Annotated in this window: 10 protein-coding genes and 3 pseudogenes; 9 read left to right on the forward strand and 4 right to left on the reverse strand. The window is 45.7% G+C overall.

The window, feature by feature from the left end; all coding sequences use genetic code 11:
- The first annotated feature begins 6 nt into the window (after positions 1 to 6).
- The 5 genes and pseudogenes from AC0L66_RS21030 to AC0L66_RS21050 all read left to right on the forward strand — a co-directional run bounded on the left by AC0L66_RS21030 (position 7) and on the right by AC0L66_RS21050 (position 9999).
- Positions 7 to 3120 carry a chondroitinase family polysaccharide lyase gene (locus tag AC0L66_RS21030; RefSeq protein ID WP_473570767.1) on the forward strand — a complete coding sequence of 1038 codons (3114 nt, stop codon included), beginning with the start codon at positions 7 to 9 and terminating at the stop codon, positions 3118 to 3120.
- A gap of 87 nt (positions 3121 to 3207) precedes the next feature.
- Positions 3208 to 6339, forward strand: coding sequence for a chondroitinase family polysaccharide lyase (locus AC0L66_RS21035; RefSeq protein ID WP_473570769.1), 3132 nt, complete (start codon positions 3208 to 3210; stop codon positions 6337 to 6339).
- 236 nt (positions 6340 to 6575) lie between these two features.
- Positions 6576 to 8843 (forward strand): hypothetical protein, encoded by a 2268-nt coding sequence (locus tag AC0L66_RS21040; protein WP_473570770.1) that lies wholly within the window; start codon positions 6576 to 6578, stop codon positions 8841 to 8843.
- Between the two features lie 167 nt (positions 8844 to 9010).
- Positions 9011 to 9546, forward strand: a pseudogene (locus AC0L66_RS21045) (GNAT family N-acetyltransferase).
- Between the two features lie 33 nt (positions 9547 to 9579).
- Positions 9580 to 9999 (forward strand): GNAT family N-acetyltransferase, encoded by a 420-nt coding sequence (locus AC0L66_RS21050; RefSeq protein ID WP_473570771.1) that lies wholly within the window; start codon positions 9580 to 9582, stop codon positions 9997 to 9999.
- A gap of 122 nt (positions 10000 to 10121) precedes the next feature.
- On the opposite strand, the pseudogene AC0L66_RS21055 reads toward AC0L66_RS21050, so the two are convergent.
- Positions 10122 to 10849, reverse strand: a pseudogene (locus tag AC0L66_RS21055) (PilZ domain-containing protein).
- A gap of 299 nt (positions 10850 to 11148) precedes the next feature.
- Between AC0L66_RS21055 and AC0L66_RS21060 the strand changes: the two are divergent.
- The 3 genes from AC0L66_RS21060 (at position 11149) to AC0L66_RS21070 (ending at position 13926) form a co-directional block, all read left to right on the forward strand.
- Positions 11149 to 12147: a 2-hydroxyacid dehydrogenase gene (locus tag AC0L66_RS21060; RefSeq protein ID WP_473570773.1), complete on the forward strand. Its 999-nt coding sequence runs from the start codon at positions 11149 to 11151 to the stop codon at positions 12145 to 12147.
- A 212-nt stretch (positions 12148 to 12359) separates the two neighbouring features.
- Positions 12360 to 13007 carry a hypothetical protein gene (locus tag AC0L66_RS21065; protein WP_265674217.1) on the forward strand — a complete coding sequence of 216 codons (648 nt, stop codon included), beginning with the start codon at positions 12360 to 12362 and terminating at the stop codon, positions 13005 to 13007.
- Between the two features lie 304 nt (positions 13008 to 13311).
- Positions 13312 to 13926, forward strand: coding sequence for an alpha-ketoglutarate-dependent dioxygenase AlkB family protein (locus AC0L66_RS21070; protein WP_473570774.1), 615 nt, complete (start codon positions 13312 to 13314; stop codon positions 13924 to 13926).
- Between the two features lie 62 nt (positions 13927 to 13988).
- Here AC0L66_RS21070 and AC0L66_RS21075 read toward each other — a convergent pair whose 3' ends face one another.
- Together AC0L66_RS21075 and AC0L66_RS21080 are read right to left on the reverse strand one after the other, a co-directional pair.
- Positions 13989 to 14672: a hypothetical protein gene (locus tag AC0L66_RS21075; protein WP_473570776.1), complete on the reverse strand. Its 684-nt coding sequence runs from the start codon at positions 14670 to 14672 to the stop codon at positions 13989 to 13991.
- Between the two features lie 2 nt (positions 14673 to 14674).
- The gene (locus AC0L66_RS21080) at positions 14675 to 15658 is read right to left on the reverse strand and encodes a hypothetical protein (RefSeq protein WP_473570778.1); all 984 of its coding nucleotides are present in this window, start codon (positions 15656 to 15658) and stop codon (positions 14675 to 14677) included.
- A gap of 519 nt (positions 15659 to 16177) precedes the next feature.
- Here AC0L66_RS21080 and AC0L66_RS21085 point away from each other — a divergent pair.
- On the forward strand, positions 16178 to 17554 hold the full coding sequence (locus AC0L66_RS21085; protein WP_265674209.1) for an aldehyde dehydrogenase: 1377 nt from the start codon (positions 16178 to 16180) through the stop codon (positions 17552 to 17554).
- Between the two features lie 199 nt (positions 17555 to 17753).
- On the opposite strand, the pseudogene ggt reads toward AC0L66_RS21085, so the two are convergent.
- Positions 17754 to 19491, reverse strand: a pseudogene (gene ggt, locus AC0L66_RS21090) (gamma-glutamyltransferase).
- Positions 19492 to 19557 lie beyond the last annotated feature (66 nt).

Consider the following 19557-nt stretch of genomic DNA (forward strand, 5'->3'; position numbering starts at 1 on the left):
GTATAAATGAATATGTATAAATTATCTAAATTAGCATTGGTTATCGGTTCTATCACTTTGATGGGGTGCGGTGACAACGAAGCAAATAAAGAGACGTTAGACAACCAGTCGTACTTACAGCCTGGTGGCTATATGTACTTCTTTGAAAAGGGGATGCCAGATACGATTCATCCTTCTGAAAAAGACTCGCTAGTATTGAATCAGAAATACGCCAAAGATGGTGAGCATAGTTTAGCTTGGAGCTTTACTCCGGGAGCGTCACTTAATTTTGACCAGCCAGTTGGCTACCGACACTTTGTTGCTAATGACACCGATCAGTCAATCAGTACGTTCTCGACTTGGGTTTATAACGCCGTCGCGCAGGAGGAATCGGTTCGCTTTAATTTCGGTACCGACGGCGAAGCGCAAGTGTATTTCGACATAGACTTCAACTTTACGGGTTGGCGCCATTTGCTGATTCCTTTTAGAGACATGACTGGCTCGCCACAAGAAGGAATGAACTTCTTACGAGTCGATGTCCCTGAAAGCATTCAGCCAGGCACGCTTTATTTCGATCAACTCATGCCAAGTATTCCAGTTGATCCGCGTTGGCCTACTCGTGATAACGTGGTTTCTTTTATCAACTTAGCTGCTGATAGCGCTCCAAACCGTCACTGGTTGGCTCATTATTTATATGATGGCTACATGCGAGACGGATTAAGTGGTGCTAAAAATGCTCCGATTGATGCGGCGAGTGTCGAAAAGGTCAGCACACGTCTGGAGTCGTTCATTTTACAAGGCGGCAAGCGTACGGTTGATCTTACCGATATTCAGCAACGCTATGACGAATTCGGCCTTCAAGATATTGATGGTTACGTATCGGGTACCACGATTGGCAACGGCAACCGCCTTAAGATCTTCCTTGATAAAGGCGTGAATAAGGGGCTGCTAAATGAAGATGGCTTTGACACGCTTTTTGATGTTATCGATGTGCGTCAGTACAGCGATCTTGTGCTGCAAATTACTCGCGCGTTACATAGCGATATTTCAGCGCAAGAAAAAGCAGAGTTAACGCAAAAATACCTATTGTTGACGCGATTTGCCTTGGATCAAGGCTATGAGTCGGGCAGCGGTTTGGGTACTTCTCACCATATTGGCTATGGTTTTAGACCTTTATTCGAAGCGCACTTCCTAAACCGAGAACTGCTAGAAGAGCATGGCTTGTTAGGCGATGTAAGCCAAATGATGGCTTGGTTCTCAAATGCAGGCCGTATCTACACGCCAGACAATGAGTTGACCAATTTCAACGTTGATATCATGAACACCCAATTGCGCGCCATGCTTTATAGCATTTTGATGCAACCGAATGACCAGGTGCAAGCGACGTTGTTAGCGCAGTTCTCCGCTTGGTTATCACAGTCAATCATCACTTCGGAAGGGATGTCTGGTGGCTTTAAAGCGGACGGTTCAGTGTTCCACCATATCCAGCATTACCCTGCGTATGCCAGCGGTGCACTTAAGGGCTTAACCCCTGTGGTTGAAGCATTAAGCAAAACCACTTACGCAATAGATAGGCCTGCTCATGAGCAACTGAAACATGTTGTCGAGATGGGAGAAATCTATAGCCAAGATATGCACACCTTAATGTCCGTTTCGGGCCGTCACCCAACGGGTAAGCAAACGATCGATTTAGAACCATTCCAACACCTTGCCAACGCAGGTTCTCCTGATGGCAAGCAAGCCATTGATGTTGAAATGGCGCAAGCGTATCTACGTTTGGCTCCGGCAAAAAATCGCTATCGTCAGCAGCTGCATGAGCTGGGCATTGAAGAAGCGCCTATTGCTAGCGGAAACTGGGCGATGAACTTTGCAAGCCTCTCTATTCAGCGTCGTGCTGACTGGGTTGCTGCGGTTCGAGGTTTCAGTCGTTATTTAGTTGGTAATGAAAGTTACGCTAACGCTAACCGTTACGGCCGCTATATCAATTATGGTCAGTTAGAGATCATGTCCGGCGACGCCGAAAATCGTGCCTTTAGCCATGATGGTTGGGATTGGAATCGCTGGCCGGGTATTACGTCGGTTCAATTGCCTTTTGAAGCGCTTAACGCACAGCTGCGTAACGTTGACCGATTCAGCGGCCTAGAAGAGATGTTGTTAACTGAACAAACGTATGTCGGTGGATTAAGCCACAACGGCAATGGTTTGTATGCATTAAAACTTCAAGGCCACCCTAAATATGATGCCTCTTTCTATGCCAACAAATCGGTGTTTTTCTTTGATGATCGCATTGTAGCGCTCGGAACGGATATCGCGTCTAAAGATGCTCGTTATCCAACTCAGACGACCTTATTCCAGCATGCTATTCGTCACGAAGGAGAGGCTGCCATCGTCAATGGTACGTCATTCCCTGCTGATGGCCGCAGAGTATCGACGACTGAAGAATCGCCAACGGTATTGATGGATCCTGCCAATAACGCTTACGTCGTTCCAAATGGGCAATTTGTACAGGTAAATCAGGGCGAGCAAGCCTCTGTGCATCAGAAAACCAGTAAGCCAACGACGGGTAAATTTGCTACTGCGGTAATTGATCACGGTAATGCCCCAGAGTCAGCCAGCTACCAATACATCGTCTTGGTTGATACTGACCAAAAAGTGGCGGAGCAGTTTGCTGAGCAAATGATGTTGGAAGACAGCCCAATGGATGTCTTACAGCAGGATTCGACGGCGCATATCGTGTGGGACAAAGCAACAAACACAACCGCATATGCGATGTTTGAAGCGAGCACGAAGCTTGATGATGATTTGATACGCAGTATTGATGCGCCCGCTATGTTGATGGCATCGCCGAACGGCAGCGCGCTTTCACTATCCATCGTCAATCCAGACTTCAGTTTTTACCAAGGTAAAGATGAGAGTCAGTACGACGAAAATGGTGTACTTCAAGAAGTTAGCATTTACTCACGTCCGTGGAAAGACCACCCATCACAACCAGTTGTCACCAATGTTTTGCTAAATGGTCAATGGCAGTTAACGCAGCCAATTGAAGGGGTATCTGTCACGGCAAACAAAGCGGGTAATACGCTATTGAGTGTAACAACGGTTAATGCTGAAAGCGTGCAACTGAATTTAAAACGCATCTAATTATCATCGCTTAACATGAGCCAAATAACATTAGCTTGGCTCAATTACAAAGGTGAGGAGAACCTCACCTTTGAAAAGGAATCTTATATGAAGACGAACGTATCTTTATTGAAAACAACGCTGAGAGCTATGCCATTTAGAGCTATGCCATTTAGAGCGACACCGATTGCAGCGATGGTTTCTTCATTGCTTCTGTGTGGTGTCGCGATAGCGGAACCTGTGGTAACAGAAAAACCAGCACAAGAAGTGCAAAATGTACAAGATCTACCAAAAGGTCAAGAGATCCAAAAAGTTGGCGAAGAACCACAAGTTCAAGAGACAGCAGTAGAGGTTGTCGAACACAACCCACTTGAATCTCAAATTATTGGCTTTGAAGAAGAGACGCTTCCAGATTACATCACCGTCAATGAAGACTCTGCGATTGAATACACCAAGAAACGCTCCATTTATGGTGAACAATCACTGAAATGGAATTGGAAAAGTGGCGATGAGTTACACATCGATCACACCTTCAACTACTACACTCCAGAAGAGTCGTTCCGCGCCTTTGGCCGTGGCGCATCTTCTGTCTTCTCCCTATGGGTTTACAATGAAAAAGCCAGCGATGGCGAGTTGAAATTTGAGTTTGGCTCAAGTAGCAGTAACTTCACAATGAAACTTAATTTCACGGGTTGGCGCACTGTTGGTTTGGCGTTCCATCGTGATATGCAAGGGTCGCCTTCTGCAAAAATGAAAGGTCTGACAGTGACGGCGCAAAACTCTGAGGAGGGAGGCGAAGTCTACATCGACCGTATGATGGTGAGCTTGGATGATATTCGTTATCAATGGTCGGACGATATGGTCACGACTAAGATTACGCTACCTGAAATTGACTATGAGTTGCCAAGTGAATTGCCAGAGCCAACAGAGCAAGAATTGGCGGCACTCGATAGAATTAAAACGGAATTGATTGATTACCATGTGGCTAACATGGGATCTGGCAAACGTGTTATCGAAGAGATCCGTAATCAGTACGACAAGTACAATTTACGCAAAGAAGATGGCGTAATTACGGGTGCTCACTTACTGACTCAGAATCAGATTAAAATCTATTTGCCAGAACATCTCAACGAAACTGATGCTGCTTACGTTGGTGAATATCAGCGCTTACGTAGTTATGCCGAGTTGATGGAGCGTGTTGCCCGTCTTTGGAAAGTCACCAAAGATCCAGAAATCAAGCAAGAAATGCATGACAAATACATGCTAATGACCGAGCACCTATTGGATCAAGGTTTCCAAAAAGGAGCGAGCTTGGTGGCAACGCACCACTGGGGTTACCCAACACGTGGTTGGTACGCTTCTGTGTTATTAATGGAAGAGCCGATGCGTGAAGCTGGGCTATTAGAGCCAATTCACGATTCATTGATGTGGTTCTCACGTGAATTTAGAGAGCGTGGATTTGCCATGAAGGTCGGGCCGAAAAGTTCAGATATGGACTATTACAACACCTTGCTATTGGCGCAAATGATCATGTTGCTGCTTGAAGATGATGTAAAAGAGCGCGTTGCCTTGTATCACAAATTCTCTGGTTTTATTTCCGGTAACTTAGCGCAAACACCTGTGGGTTATGCGGATGGTTTCCGACCAGATGGTACAGCATGGCGACACCGTGGTAACTACCCTGGCTACTCATTTGCGGCATTACGCTTTGCATCATTTGGTGCCTATTTGTTGCGTGAATCGCCATTTGAGCTGTCTCAAGAGTCGCGTGATTACCTCAAGCACGCCATGATGTCGGCGCGTATTTACAGTAACCCTAACCCAGGGGTTGGTACTAATGGTCGTCGTCCTTTCTTTGGCGTGTCTATTGAGAGAGTCGCGAACGGTTATGAGTGGCTCGCAAAAGCGGGGGTTCATGGTGAAGGCTTTGATAGAGAACTTGCTCAAGCTTACCTGCGAATTACGGATAAATCCGCAGAAGAAGGGAAAGCAATTTTTGGTGCTGACGTCGCACCAGAAGCTCACCCACAAGGTGCGTATACGTATAACTACGCCGCAATGGGAATTTATCGCTTCCAAGACAAGATGGTCACAATGAAAGGCTGGAACCGCTATGTTTGGTCTTCTGAGATCTATCAAAAAGCCAACCGCTTTGGTCGTTACCAAAGTCATGGCAGCGTGCAGATCCACAAGTGGGGTGATGAGAAAGAGTATGGTTTTTATGAGGACGGTTGGGACTGGAACCGCATGCCTGGTGCAACAACCATCCACTTACCATGGGAGCTGTTAAATTCACCTCGTGAGCACACGACCATGTTGCACAATGAATCCCGATTCAATGGGGCAACCGATCTAAAAGGCCAATATGGTGCGTTTGGTTTTACCCTAGAAAACCCAACACGTTGGCCTGAGTTTATCGACCCAAGCTTTACGGCGAAGAAGTCGGTGTTTAGTTTTGATAATCGCCTGATTTTGGTCGGCAGCAATATTAGTAATGGTCGCTCTGCTTACAATACTGAAACGACGTTGTTCCAGCACGGTTTAACGGATAAAACGCAAAGTATGTACGTGAATGGTGAGCTCATCACCGACTTCCCATATGAAGCGACCCTTTCTCAAGGGGATTGGGTCATTGATGGGATGGGGAATGGTTATTATGTGGTCAAAGGTGGGGATGTCCATGTACGACGTCAGCACCAAGAGTCACTTGATAACCAGCGAATGAAACCCACAGAAGGCAGCTTCTCATCTGCGTGGATTGACCATGGTAAAGCACCGAAGGGTGAGGAGTATGAATATATAGTGATTCTTGATGCGACGCCTGAAAAAATGGCTGAAGTTGCAAAAGAAATGACCTATTCACCGAGCCAACCATACGAAGTGATACGTAAAGATGGTAATGCGCATATTGTTCATGACAAAGAAACTGGCGTAACCGGTTATACCGCTTTCGGTTTTGTCCGCACGAACGATAAATGGGTACGTGCAATCAGCACGTCTGCGGTGGTCATGGCAAAAGGTGAAGATGACAAGCTGGCGCTTAGTGTCGCAAACCCAGATTTGAACATGGAACGACACACATTAAGTCGAGTCGCGCCTGTAGCGGTCACCTTGATCGGGGCTTGGCAACTGAGTGAGCCTATGGATAACGTGACATTGCGCCGTAAAGGGCCAACCACGGTTGTAAGCGTAAACTGTAAAGATGGGCTGCCTGTTCAAATTGATTTGATTAAGCAATAAGCAACAAATAGCAGTTAGAAAACACAATGTAATCATCAAAATAGCTTCCTTTGGAGGCTATTTTTTTTGCTTACGAGATCTGAATAACACATTTTCAATAACTATCATTTCCAGATCACACATTTCGCTATGAAAGCTAATCGAATAAGTGTGAAAGCTCGTATAATGCAATCAAAAGCAAGTGAAAGTATGGTCGTGTCAGTTGATCATGAAATAATTTAGCGGAAGAGAAATATATGAAGTTTAGAAAAAGTGCCCTAGCAGTAGTGGTGATGACAGCCTTAATGGGTTGCTCTGAAGACAATATGGATATTGGTGAAGGTAATAATACCTATCCTCCACGCGCAACAGAAGTGTCTAGTCCGGCGTTGAACGTAGGGGAGAGAGTAGAAGGGGTCTATACCTATTTTGACCCGAACCCAGAAGCGAGACCAGAAGCAGATAGCCGTTACCAATGGGTTAATGAATTGGACGAAGTGCTGGGCACTGAACGAGAGCTTCTACTAATGAATGCTCATAAAGGTGACATGGTTCAATTTTGTGTGACTCCGGTAGCACGTGGTTCAGTGAACAGTGTCGGTGAAGAAGTTTGTAGTAGCGCAAGAGAAGTGAGTGAGCCACTCGGTGAAGAACCAGAAGCGAGCAACGTTGTGCTAGATAACACGGATCCTGCTATCGGTGATACGGTGACGGGCAGCTATGACTACTTCCATCCAGAAGATATTCCGGAAGGAAACAGTGTGCTGGAATGGCAAGCGAACATGACGCCCATTGCGGATGAAACATCAGCAACGATTACTTTGACTGCCGAAAACTCAGAAAATAAAGCGATTCGCTTCTGTGTCACGCCAAAGACTCAGCAAAATGTGCCTATTATTGGTCAGCAAGTGTGTTCTGATGCCACAGGCATTATTGTACCCGTACCAGGATCGGCGCCAGAGGCGAGAACGGTTGTTGCGGGTGGTGAACCTTACGTTGGCGCACGAGTAACGGGCAGTTACGAGTTCCATGATGAAGATGGTGATAAAGAAGGCCAATCGACGTATCAGTGGCAACGAAATAGTACCGCGATTGATGGTGCGACGGATCTTTCTTATAACGTCGTCGATCTCGATGACAAAACTCGATTGTCATTCTGTGTGACACCAGTATCCGCAATCGGTACTCCAACGCATGGCGCAGAAACGTGTGCTCCGATGGATGAAGATATTTCGGTTAAACTAGAGACGCCTCCGACAGCAACCGATGTGGCGTTTACCGGGACTCAAGAAGTGGGCGAGACGATCGTAGGTACTTATACCTATGTTCAAGCGGATGATGCCCCTGAAGGCGACACTGTCGCGTTTTGGGAAATTGGCGGTGTACCACTAGACGATTGCACTAGCTCAACAAGCTGCGAGCTGACAGTGACACAAGAGCATGTGGGTAACTCTCTGATGTTCTGTGTCGAACCTAAAACTCAACTTGGCACGCCATCTGATACCAGTTTCTGCTCTGCACCTGCAGACGCAATGGGCATCGTTTTGACTGGCGCGCTTGAGTATGACAAAGAGCTCACTGCTGTGGTTCATGGCTATCAAGAGTCGGCATCAACGGGCGTTTGGAATGTTGCGACAGACAATCAAAATGGCCCTGCGGGTGATAGCGCTGGTACCGAGCAGCACACAGGCAATATCTATAAGATCGGCTTGCGAGATAACGTCACCGATTCAAACGGTAATAGCGTGATTGATGACTACGACTGGCTTGCTGACGGCACTCAAACCGTCGATGTTCGTAACTTCGTTGGCAAAAATGTTAATTACTGTCTTACGACCGAGTTTGGTGAGCGCTGCGTATCAAGTGCTGCTGCAAAAGGTGTGACTGGTGGTCTTTACTTTGACGCGGCTGATGCAACTAAACGTGGCATCGAACCTATTCGTGAGATGGAGATTGGTGCGCTTGCCTACCACCGTCCACTGTCTGTCGCCGAAACAAAGCTGAAAGATCAAGCAAACTTAGGGGCATTGATTCCAGATGCCCATGCTTCTGAAACCATCAATGGTATTGAATGGGCGCTTTATAATCACGTTGGTCTAGATACTGATCCTCAGATAGTCAAAGCTTGCCGCAATTTATACACTGAAAATAGCCAATGGTATTTGCCGATGGGGACGAGAAGTACTGTCTACAGCAATAACTTTTATGAGAGCAGTGGTAATGCGGGCGTGCCTGAATTCACGAACAAGCTTGACGGGATGATTGATTTGACGACAACAATGATCAGCGCTAATGGCGATACCAATTACCAAATGGGTCCGGTAACGGGTTGGCCAGTCAGTACAAGTGCAAATGCAGGCTCTGATCGTAGAATCTATACCAATGCCACTAGACGTACTGACCCAGGTCATGCTCAAGATGGAAACTTCTATGCGCTACGTTTTTATGTTGGTGCATCAGGTAGTAATACACAGACAACGACGGTCGATACGGCTGGTTACGTGACTTGTGTGAAAGTACGTTAGTGTTCAGCTAAATTCGCGGTTAATCGCAACCGTTCATTTGGTGCAGTATTCAAGAAAGAGCAGGTATTTATCTGCTCTTTTTTGTTTTCCCTCTCTTCTTGTTGTCGCACTTCGCTAGATTCGATATGTTTATTCCTTGTTGATAAAACGAAAAAGGAAGAACGCTGATGAAGCTAGTTTCCCCTTCCATGAAATTCGAAGCGGCTTTTAGTGAGTTTTATAGCGATTTCTCAAAGCATGATGTGAGCAACAGTGATTATTACCGTGAGGGCGTGCTGGACTTCTCTGGTTATGTGCAACGCTTGTTGGACGAAGCTCAAGGCGTGAACTTAAAGCAAGGGTATGTGCCCTGCAGTCATTTTTGGTTCGTGAATCAAGGCACTATTGTGGGTGCCATTCGGATTCGGCATCGCATTGACACGCCATTCCTTTCGCTTGAAGCTGGGCACATCGGGTATGATATAGCGCCAAGATTCAGGGGAGAGGGTTAGGTAAGCGTATGTTGGCTGAAGCTTTACCTAACGCGCGGCAGCTTGGCTTGACCCAAGTAATGATCACCGCAGATGAAGACAATATGGCGTCTCGCGGTGTAATTGAAGCCAATGGCGGGGTATTGCAGGATATAGTGATGGGCAAGGTTTTTCCTCATCTTTTGGCAAGATATTGGCTGAGCTGCAACAAATCATCATCAAGCCTGCTCTGAGTAGAAGACTGTTGACTGGCATTAGGGAGAGCAATGGATATTACTATTACGACTAACCCGTCCGATGAAGATGTCGCGGATATTAGAAACGGCGTGATTGCCCACAATGTGGCGCATTTAGGGGATGTGTTTTTTACTGAGTTTGCGTGTTTCACGTATTATGAAAATGGCACCAAATCGGGTGGTCTGACGGCTGAGATTTTGGGTCAATGGCTGAGTATTAAATTTCTTTGGGTTGATGATGGCGCTAAAGGGAAGGGAATTGGTAGTCAGTTACTGAATGAAGCGGAACAATTCGCTAAAGAGCACCATTGCCATTCCAGTTTGCTAGATACCTTTAGTTTTCAGGCGAGACCGTTTTATGAGCGCCATGGCTACCAGGTAAAAATGACATTACACGAGCACCCTTTTTTGTCGAATGAACGATATTTCTTAACGAAAGCATTGAAATAAACAAAGCGTTAAAATCACATGCACTGAGTAAATAGCACGCGAGTCAAGGTGGAATAAAAAGCCAGAACATTTGCCTGGCATCTTAAGGAAATTAACGCTGGGGGCTTTAGGCTTTTTTTGCGTTATGCGCGTAGTTTAAACTTGGTGCCGTCGAATTTTAGTAAGGACAGCAGTTCTTTAGCGTTACTGGTGCCAAGCTCATCAAATTTTATTCCATAGCCATTGTAGTGGTTGGATTTTTGGACATTACAAATTGGGCCTGATAATGCTGGGAATGAGCGCCCCTTATGGTTTCGGATTGCACGACAAGTGTAACAGGCTCTCCAATCGTCAGGTGTTTGCTTAATGCTGGCAGAATAAATCGACAGCCACTTTTCGACATGTCGCGGACTTCACAGCGAACACGCCTTTCTCCCACTTCTAGCATGGCGCCTAAATTCACCTCATAGCGTGCTTCTTTACGTAAATTTGTGATGGTCATTGATTGGGGAATGCTCAGTACCAACATCGAGACGGGCTCATCAATGATGTGTAGCAATTGCGAGCGAAACTGTACTACACCCCCTTCACCGCGTTGTGAAATAGCGCGAACGATCAACCAGAACCCCTCTTGATAGAAGTCTTTGAGGTCAGATTCAGAAATACGCGGCATTTCCAGTAAAATTCGGTGATCAGAATGGGCACCAATGAACTTAGAGGCGCAACGAAAAGACGTGCCAACAGGGGTTGTGACAGTAAGTGTGACGTCACTACCGTGTTCTATCATGGCTAAAGCGTCTGTGCTATTTAAGGTGTGCGTGCTGCGCGGAGGCGTACTTGGGCTTGTTTTTTTAGTATTTGTTAGCGTCACTGCTCGTTAATTCCTGACGTTTAGTTTTTGGGCACCGATTATAATAGGACTGCGTGTTAGCGAAGTCTGAATCAAGCTAGGCCTGATTTTAGTTAGGGCGGATGCTGGCGAAATATTAGGGGCACATCTCATCAGATGCAATGAAAAAACCACAACAACAGTCAAAATATTGACTTAGTTGTCAATTTTGTCACTTTATTTAATATTTCATAGCTTTAACCATAAATTTTGTAGTGTGTAATCTCACGCAGTTAGGCGTATGCTCAATTGAGAACCATTGAATTGCAGAGAGATTGATTATGAATTCTATTGCCTTTTTTAGTGCCAAATCTTATGACCAAGCATCGTTCAGTAAAGTTAATCAAGCGTTTGACTTTGATTTGCACTTTCACGACTTTAGGCTGACCCCAAAAACCGCCAAAATGGCACGCGGCAGTGAGGTCGTGTGTGCGTTTGTTAATGACGACTTGTCGCGAGAGGTGTTAGTTGAGCTCAAATCTGAAGGTGTGAAGTTGGTGGCTATGCGATGTGCGGGGTTTGATAAAGTTGACTTATTAGCCGCGAAAGAGCTTGGACTGCAAGTGGTGCGGGTTCCTGCCTATTCACCTGAAGCCGTAGCAGAGCATGCTGTTGGTCTTATGATGACGCTAAACCGACGCTTTCACAAAGCGTATCAACGCACCCGAGATGCAAATTTTTCCCTGGATGGGTTGGTTGGGTTTAATTTGCATGGCAAAACGGCGGGTATTATCGGTACTGGTAAAATTGGCATTGCGACCATGCGCATTTTAAAGGGGTTTGGTATGAAACTGCTGTGCTTTGACCCCTACGAAAACCCGGCAGCTCTTGAGCTTGGCGCAACGTATTGTAGTAAAGATGCCTTATTTAAAGCCTGTGATGTCATCTCTTTACATTGCCCAATGACAGAAGATAATTTTCACCTCTTAAATGAACAGGCCTTCAATTCAATGAAGGCGGGAGTCATGATCATTAATACCAGCAGAGGAGAATTGTTGGATTCTTCGGCGGCTATCGAAGCACTCAAATCTGGAAGAATTGGTTCACTTGGGTTAGATGTGTACGATAATGAAAAAGACCTTTTCTTCCAAGATAAGTCTAACGACGTCATTGTTGATGATGTGTTTAGGCGTTTATCAGCCTGCCACAATGTTTTATTTACAGGGCACCAAGCTTTCCTCACTCATGAAGCACTAGAGAGCATTGCAGAGACCACATTAAATAATGTCGGTTGCTTTATGACCAATGAATTGTCGGGCAATGAATTAGTATCGGCTTAATCTCGCAAATTTATGAGTGTGTGACATCGCATTGAGCTCTTGAGGCAGTGGTCGAGAGCTCTAATTGCCTCGATCACCGCTTTGCGAGTCCCTCCTTTCTGTTATTTCTCTCACCCATCACTTGGCTGGGATTCATTCTTGATGTTTATAAATGTATTGAAAATCTAGCGTAGTGTATATATCATGACCTGAAATCATTAATGAGGTCTATTATGAACGAGAGCGCTAAAAATGAGTTTGGTAGGTTATTGGTTAATCAAGACGCGCTATTGGAGGTTCTCTCTAAAAGTCATGGGTCGTTGACAGACTATCCGGAACTTCAGGAATACTTAGCGCGTAAGAACCCTAACGTCGCGCAGTACTCTAAAGCATTACGAGAAGGCGAATTTACTAGGCAAGAATACCTCGATGAGATTGGCGAACGACTCAATTGGCTTGCTTACGAGTTACAATCTCATATTGATATGGAATTTTTGGTGAATCGTGTCGCGTCAATTGTTGGGGACGATCTCAATAAGATTAAAACACTAACAATTGAAGATATTGGAGCAGATTGCTTATCAAAATTAGTCAACCTGATTGGTCATGCGGTTTATTCTACGCAGCAAACAAAACCAAGTTATCCGTTTCTTGCCACTAAAGGGCAGGTTGACCATCTGTTCTGGAAACAGTCGCATATTGCTTATGATGCTTGGGTTGACGGTTATCAAAGTCACTACAAGTTAACCAATTACTGCCAGGATCAACTGGATTGTAAAGCACCACAAAGTTCTGTTCGTTTCTTCCGTCAATTTGGTGATCCTCGTGACATTGCTGAGTGGCGAGAATACGCGGGCTTTACGTTTGAAGCGAGTAACTAAACGCGGGATTAATCGGTGTTTTCTACGATGAAAGTGCAATGGAAGTGCACTGAATCCAAAGCTCTAATTCATGCTCCCAAAAAATAAAAAGCCCCAGCAACCCGCCAAGTGTTTTATGATGCGTTCCTATTCATACTGTCACGTCACTCGATGACCCTTATACTTAATGGATTCTTTGAACTTTCCGATAGATGGACCAGTCAGGGTCATTACACTACAAACAACGGTGCGTATCTTATCCTTGATCGTTCAAGGAGCCGTTTCCGCCAACTAGGTCTCTTTGGATAAATAGGTAGCAAGTTTTATGATTGAAAAATCGCTTTCTAAAGAATTATCAATAAATGAAGGAGAATGGACGGACCTCCCGAATGGAAGCGTGTTGTGGATTCCCAATTTTATTAACCCACTGGAATCGAACAGTGTGTTTGATGCGCTTTATCATGACTTAACGTGGCGAGAAGATAAAGTTCTGATGTTTGGTAAGCGGGTAACGATTCCTCGCTTACAAGCATGGTATGGCGACGCGAGCTATCAGTATTCGAATTTAAAACTGGATCCTCTTCCTTGGATTGATGTACTACAAGACTTACGCCATCGTTGCGAAACGGTGGCTGAGTGTCCATTTAACTCCGTCCTCGCGAATCTATATCGGACAGGTCAAGATTCGAATGGATGGCACAGCGATAATGAACCTGAACTCGGAGAGCAACCTGTGATTGCGTCGTTAAGCTTTGGCGCAACTCGTCGATTTTCCTTAAAACATAATGCCACTAAACAAAAAGTTATTATTGACTTGCCTGCTGGTAGTTTACTGGTCATGGCAGGGGAGTTACAACGTCACTGGAAGCATTGTGTTCCAAAGACAGCTCGATATGTTGACCCCAGAATTAACCTTACTTTTCGCCAAATATACAAATAAAAAAGCGTCTGCTATTTAGCTAGACGCTTTGATTACATTTCTTTTTCCCCAATAGCGAGGGATTATATCTTGTCAGAGCTACGGGGAGATACGCGGCGAGCTACTGGCTTTTTGGCCGCAGCTTTTTTGGCCGCAGGTTTTTTTGTCGCCGTTTTGGTTGCCGACTTAGTCGCAGTTTTTTTGGCTGTCACTTTACGAACTGGCTTTTTCACTGGAGCCATTTTCTTTTCAATCTCAGCTTTTGCTTTTACAAAACGCTCTGGAAGGATTTGCGTTGCAAATACATCTTCTACTGTTTCTGCGCGTTTGATTAGCTCAGCTTCACCGTCTTTAACCAGTACCGTTGCAGGGCGTGGTAGCGAGTTGAACTGGCTTGCTTGAGACTCTGCGTAGTGACCCACATCCATAATAGCCAGTACGTCGTTTGGTACCAGCTTAGGCATGCGTGCGCCGCTTTCCCAAATAGATGGGATGCAGATAGGGCCTGCGATTTCAGTGGTTCTATCAACAAGCGGTTGTGTCATCTTGTTCGCTGGAAGTACTGGGTTCTTAGACTCTTGAGATTCCACTAGCGTTGCTAGGTAAGTCGACGCGTCCACCATGGTGTACGTGTAATCCATCTCTTGGTCATCTTTTACCACGTAGACAGACGTTAGCAGTGTACCGATGTTACCTGCAATGTAACGGCCAGGCTCAAGCCACAGTTGTGGCACTTCAAAGCCTTCTTTGTTGAACTCTTCAAGCATACTCAGGCACAGACGATTTTCGCGTAGTCTTCGATAGTATTTGAGTTCATCATATGCTCTTTGCTGCGACACTCTGGCTCACGCTCACGTGGCCAACCGCCGCCTAGGTCACATTGGAAAGGTTGCACGCCACACTCACGAGAGATCTCAATGATGTTACGTGCGTATTCGCGGTAAAGCGCATCCCAACCTTCAGGCTGCTTAGAGAAGCGACCTAGGTGAGTGTGGAAACCGTAGAATTCAAATACATCGATTTCTTTCACGCGGTTAACAATCTTCTTCGCTTCTTCTTTAAGAAGGCCGAATTTGATCCATTTCATCGCGCCGATGAAGTTAGGGAACGGGTAAGCATCTGGTTCGAAGTCGTTAAAGAAATCGTCAGGGATCACTTTTAGGCGAACCGCGATGCGAACTTTTTCAGTTGGCTTCACGTCGCGAGCAATACGCTCAACAATTTCAATTTCTTCGTAAGAATCTAGGTGAACCGCGTAGCCGTATTCAATCGCTTTACGGATAGCAAGCTCAGGCTTAACCGTGCCGTTAAGTGCAATCGTTTTTGGATCCGCGCCAGCGTAGTGAGTCGCTTCCACTTCACCAGGACCAAAACAGTCACCGCCTACGCCTTCTTCGTTACAAATAGCACGAACCGCGAAGTTAGTGTTTGATTTGATAGCAAACATAACGTTTACAGGCTTTGGCCAGTAGTTGCCGAAAGCGTTCTTAACACGACGTAGGTTGTTACGCAGTGTGTCTTCGCTTAGCACGAAAAGCGGGCTACCGTATTGCTCGATAAGATCAGAGGCTTTGCAACCGCCGATGTATAGGTCGTCGCCTTGAGTGGTGAGCTCGTCAGTAGGAGTAAGAATATTATCAAGACGTTCAGCGTAGTTCATATTTGCTTTGTGTTCTTTAAGAAGCTGCTGTTGTTCTTCTAGGACAATGCTTAAGTGGTTTACCGATTCTGCTAAACGATCTTGATGCTTCATATGCTGCCTCTGTCGAATTGGAGTTCAAATTCATTATTGATTTAACTGCTGACAATTCTAGCGATTATCTGTATTAGCAACATGTCACTCAGCGTCAAAATAACTTACTCACTCCGAGTTTTCTTGTTACTAAAATGTTGGGCCTGCCATCATTTGGGCTTATGAGTTGTATTTTATGTGCATTGTATTTGAGTATTTTACTTACATTGTAACGGTATCTTGTATACGTTATACCTTTGTAACTCAGTGCTCTCTGAGTTATGGTGATTTTTGTCGCTAACATCTTATATTCTTATGTATGTCAAATTTCCAACCCGATTTAGATCACAAATACGTTACATTTCGTTCAATAATATTGACGCTGGGTGACGTTACTCTCGCAGTCTATTCGATTAAATTGCAACCACTCTCTTGAAGTGCTCAACGGATTCCTAACTTCAATTGAAGGCAATTGGCCAGTTTAAGGCTAAACGAATTAACTACAGTGCCTAGCCACTGAATCTTTATGAGGTAATGACTATGTCTTTTGATATCAATAACGCTAAAGGTGTATTCGCGACAGTGGATGCTGCGATTGAAGCAACTCACAAAGCTCAAGTAGAATTTTACGCAACGTCGACAAAAGAAAGCCGCGAAGCCATCCTGACTGCCATTCGTGGAGCAGTATTGGCGCGTGCAGAAGACTTTGCAAAAATGGTTCGTGAAGAAACAAAGCTAGGCCGTGTAGAAGAAAAAGTGGCGAAGCATCAATTGGCGGCGCTAAAAACACCGGGTACAGAAGTACTAGAAACGAAAGTATGGTCAGGTGATCACGGTATCTCTCTAGAAGAGCGTGCACCATACGGGGTGATTGGCGCAGTGACGCCAGTGACTAACCCAACAGAAACGATCATTAACAACGCTATCTCTATGCTTGCGTCTGGTAATGCGGTCACGTTCAACGTTCACCCATCTTCAAAAGTGGTTTCAGCGGTGATGATCGACATGCTAAACAAGACGATCGTTGAAGCGGGCGGCCCTGCTAACCTCATTACGATGGTAAAAGAGCCTACGCTAGAAACATTGAATGAGATTGCTAAATCGCCACTTATCAACATGCTCGTTGGCACGGGTGGCCCTGGTCTAGTAAAAGCGATTCTACAATCTGGTAAGAAAGGTATCGGTGCTGGCGCGGGTAACCCACCCGTCATCGTAGACGCTTCTGCTAACTTAGACCTAGCAGCGGCTGGTGTATACGGCGGCGCTTCATTTGACAACAATCTACTATGTATTGGTGAGAAAGAAGTTTTCGTTGAAGATTCAGTGGCTGATGAGTTCCTAGCGAAACTCGAAGCAACAGGCGCTTATGTACTTTCTGCAGAAGAAGCCGAGAAGTTAACTTCTGAAATTCTAACGATGGATGAAATCGATGGTGCTAAGCCTTGTACCGCTCAAGAAATTGCACGCGTATGGCACCCAGTTAAAGAGCACGTTGGCCAAGATGCTAGTGATATTTTGAAATCTATCGGTATAGAGTCTGAAACTCGCCTTGCAGTTATGGTGGTAGAGAACGATCACCCACTGGTGCACGTTGAGCAAATGATGCCAGTACTTCCAGTGGTTCGTTGTGCCAATATCGACGAAGCTATCGAGCGCGCAGTCGCGGCAGAGCGTGGCAACAAGCACTCTTCTTGTATCTACTCAGGTAACATTGAGAATGTGACTAAATTTGGTCGCGCAATCAACACAACTATCTTCGCTCACAACGGCCCAACATTATCTGGTGTTGGTTACAACGCAGAAGGTACGTCAACGTTCACAATCGCAGGCCCTACTGGCGAAGGTATCACCAACGCGCTGTCTTACACACGTGCCCGTCGTTTTGCTATCGCTCAAGGCGGTCTACGTATCGTTTAATCGATAACAATGTAGAATTTCATCGACTCTTCCCAAGCGATGACATACCAAAGCCGAGCGAAAGCTCGGCTTTTTTTACGTTATGGGACGGTAGGAGTTAAGGAAGGCGGCATTCCGCTATGAGCAAGCAAAGGCTATGAATCTTCTGAAATAGGTTAGCACGCCAGTGCTAACCAGTATTTTTTGGACGCGAGAATGACTATTCACCCAATGACGTCGATGCACGGCGTCGGTCTGACGCGCCGTAAATTTTACCGTCTTTTAGCTCAATGGCATTCAGCCCACTCACAACAGGAATAACGTGAACCTTGTATCCCATCTCAGTAAATTCAGGCACAAGTGATTCAGCAAAAGTGCGTTTTTCAACCAATAGCCCAGTTGGGTTGTAAGGTTTGGTTCGGTCAATCTTGGTGCCGTATTGAATATTGGGTAAGTCGATAGCGGCTTGAGCTGACAGATCCCAATCTAACACCCCCACAATGGTTTTCAGTACGTAGCCAGGGATCTGTGAACTACCTGGGCTACCAACAACCAATCTTAGTTTGCCGTCTGGATCCATCACCATAAGAGGGGTGATGGCTGATCGTGGGCGTTTACCTGCTTCAATGGCATTTTGAACTGGCTTACCATTAAGCGTTGGGATAGAAGAAAAATTGGCCATTTGCGCATTGAGTAATACACCATCAACCATCACACCCGAACCCATCCCGGTGCCAACAGTACTGGTCATGGCTATGGCATTGCCTTCACTATCGACAATCGATATATGCCCGGTATCTTGGCTTTCAAATCCTTCATGATTAGCAGGAACCGTATCGCTCACCTTTCCAGGTGTGATGTCTTTGGATTTCCCTGCGCCTTCTTCTGGGATCATTTCATAGCGGTCATCGATGTAACCCTCGGCTAGCAGCTCTTTTACTGGTGTATCGACATAGCTAGGATCCCCGGCGTAGGCGATGCGATCTTCTTTTGCAAGTCGCATGGCTTCAACCATCAGTCGCCATGGTTCGGCATTGGTATAGGGCATATTGGCAATGTCGGACTTTTCCAACATATCCAGAGATTGAGAAACCAATACTCCCCCTGAGGCAGGGTAACCAAAGGAGACGATGTCGTGCCCACGGTAACTGGATTTCACAATATCGCGCTGCTTCACTTTGTAGTCGGTGAAGTCTTTTAGGGTGAGCTTGCTCTCGTTGTCTTTGAGGCGAGCGTTGACGGTGTCGACGATATGCTGTCCAAGTGCACCTTGGTACATGTAACTGTCACCTTCAGCGGCAATCTTTTTCAGTGTTGCCGCCATTTTTGGGTTGGTCATTTTCGTGCTAGGTTGGGCGTATTTCTTTATCGTCCCAATACAGCGTCTTGATTTCTGGGTCATGAATGAGTCGCGTTTTCTCTCGGACCACAATGTCATAGGTATAGCTGTTCATCGCGTAGCCATTTTCAGCGTAGTTGATGGCGGGTTGTACCAATTGTTGCCAATCGAGTTTGCCATGTTCCTTGTGCGTGCGGTAAAGCAGTTTGAGCGTGCCAGGAATCGCGACAGAACGTGGCCCAAGAATATCATTACGGCTGATGGCTTGACCATTGCTGTCTAAAAACATATCCGGCGTTGCACTGGCGGGCGCCGCATCACGGCCGTCGTAAGCGGTGAAGCTTTTGTTTTTATTGTCATAGTAAAGAGCAAACGTGCCGCCACCAATGCCGGTCATATCCGGTTCGACCACACCCATGACAAGCTGCATGGCGACCATTGCATCAATCGCATTGCCCCCTTGTTTCAAAATAGAATAGCCAGTACTCGTGACATAAGGGTTGGTGGCGCTCACCATAAATTTGTCACCTTCACTATTCGGCAAGGTGGGAAAGGGAGCAGGTTTTGCTATCACGGCACTAGAAACGATAGACAAAAGAAGAAGGCTTCGTACAGACATGTAGACCTCAAATAAACGCGTGTGGATAGTTATTAGGCTAGTGGATATGAGTAACATATCCAGTCA

The organism is Vibrio sp. GJ43-1 (assembly GCF_055808835.1).

Bases quoted from the DNA above. Each gene is read 5' to 3' on its own strand.
- AC0L66_RS21040 (WP_473570770.1), top strand. From the start codon at position 6,576: ATGAAGTTTAGAAAAAGTGCCCTAGCAGTAGTGGTGATGACAGCCTTA.
- AC0L66_RS21050 (WP_473570771.1), top strand. From the start codon at position 9,580: ATGGATATTACTATTACGACTAACCCGTCCGATGAAGATGTCGCGGAT.
- AC0L66_RS21075 (WP_473570776.1), bottom strand. From the start codon at position 14,672: ATGCTTGAAGAGTTCAACAAAGAAGGCTTTGAAGTGCCACAACTGTGG.
- AC0L66_RS21035 (WP_473570769.1), top strand. From the start codon at position 3,208: ATGAAGACGAACGTATCTTTATTGAAAACAACGCTGAGAGCTATGCCA.
- AC0L66_RS21080 (WP_473570778.1), bottom strand. From the start codon at position 15,658: ATGAAGCATCAAGATCGTTTAGCAGAATCGGTAAACCACTTAAGCATT.
- AC0L66_RS21060 (WP_473570773.1), top strand. From the start codon at position 11,149: ATGAATTCTATTGCCTTTTTTAGTGCCAAATCTTATGACCAAGCATCG.
- AC0L66_RS21070 (WP_473570774.1), top strand. From the start codon at position 13,312: ATGATTGAAAAATCGCTTTCTAAAGAATTATCAATAAATGAAGGAGAA.
- AC0L66_RS21085 (WP_265674209.1), top strand. From the start codon at position 16,178: ATGTCTTTTGATATCAATAACGCTAAAGGTGTATTCGCGACAGTGGAT.
- AC0L66_RS21065 (WP_265674217.1), top strand. From the start codon at position 12,360: ATGAACGAGAGCGCTAAAAATGAGTTTGGTAGGTTATTGGTTAATCAA.
- AC0L66_RS21030 (WP_473570767.1), top strand. From the start codon at position 7: ATGAATATGTATAAATTATCTAAATTAGCATTGGTTATCGGTTCTATC.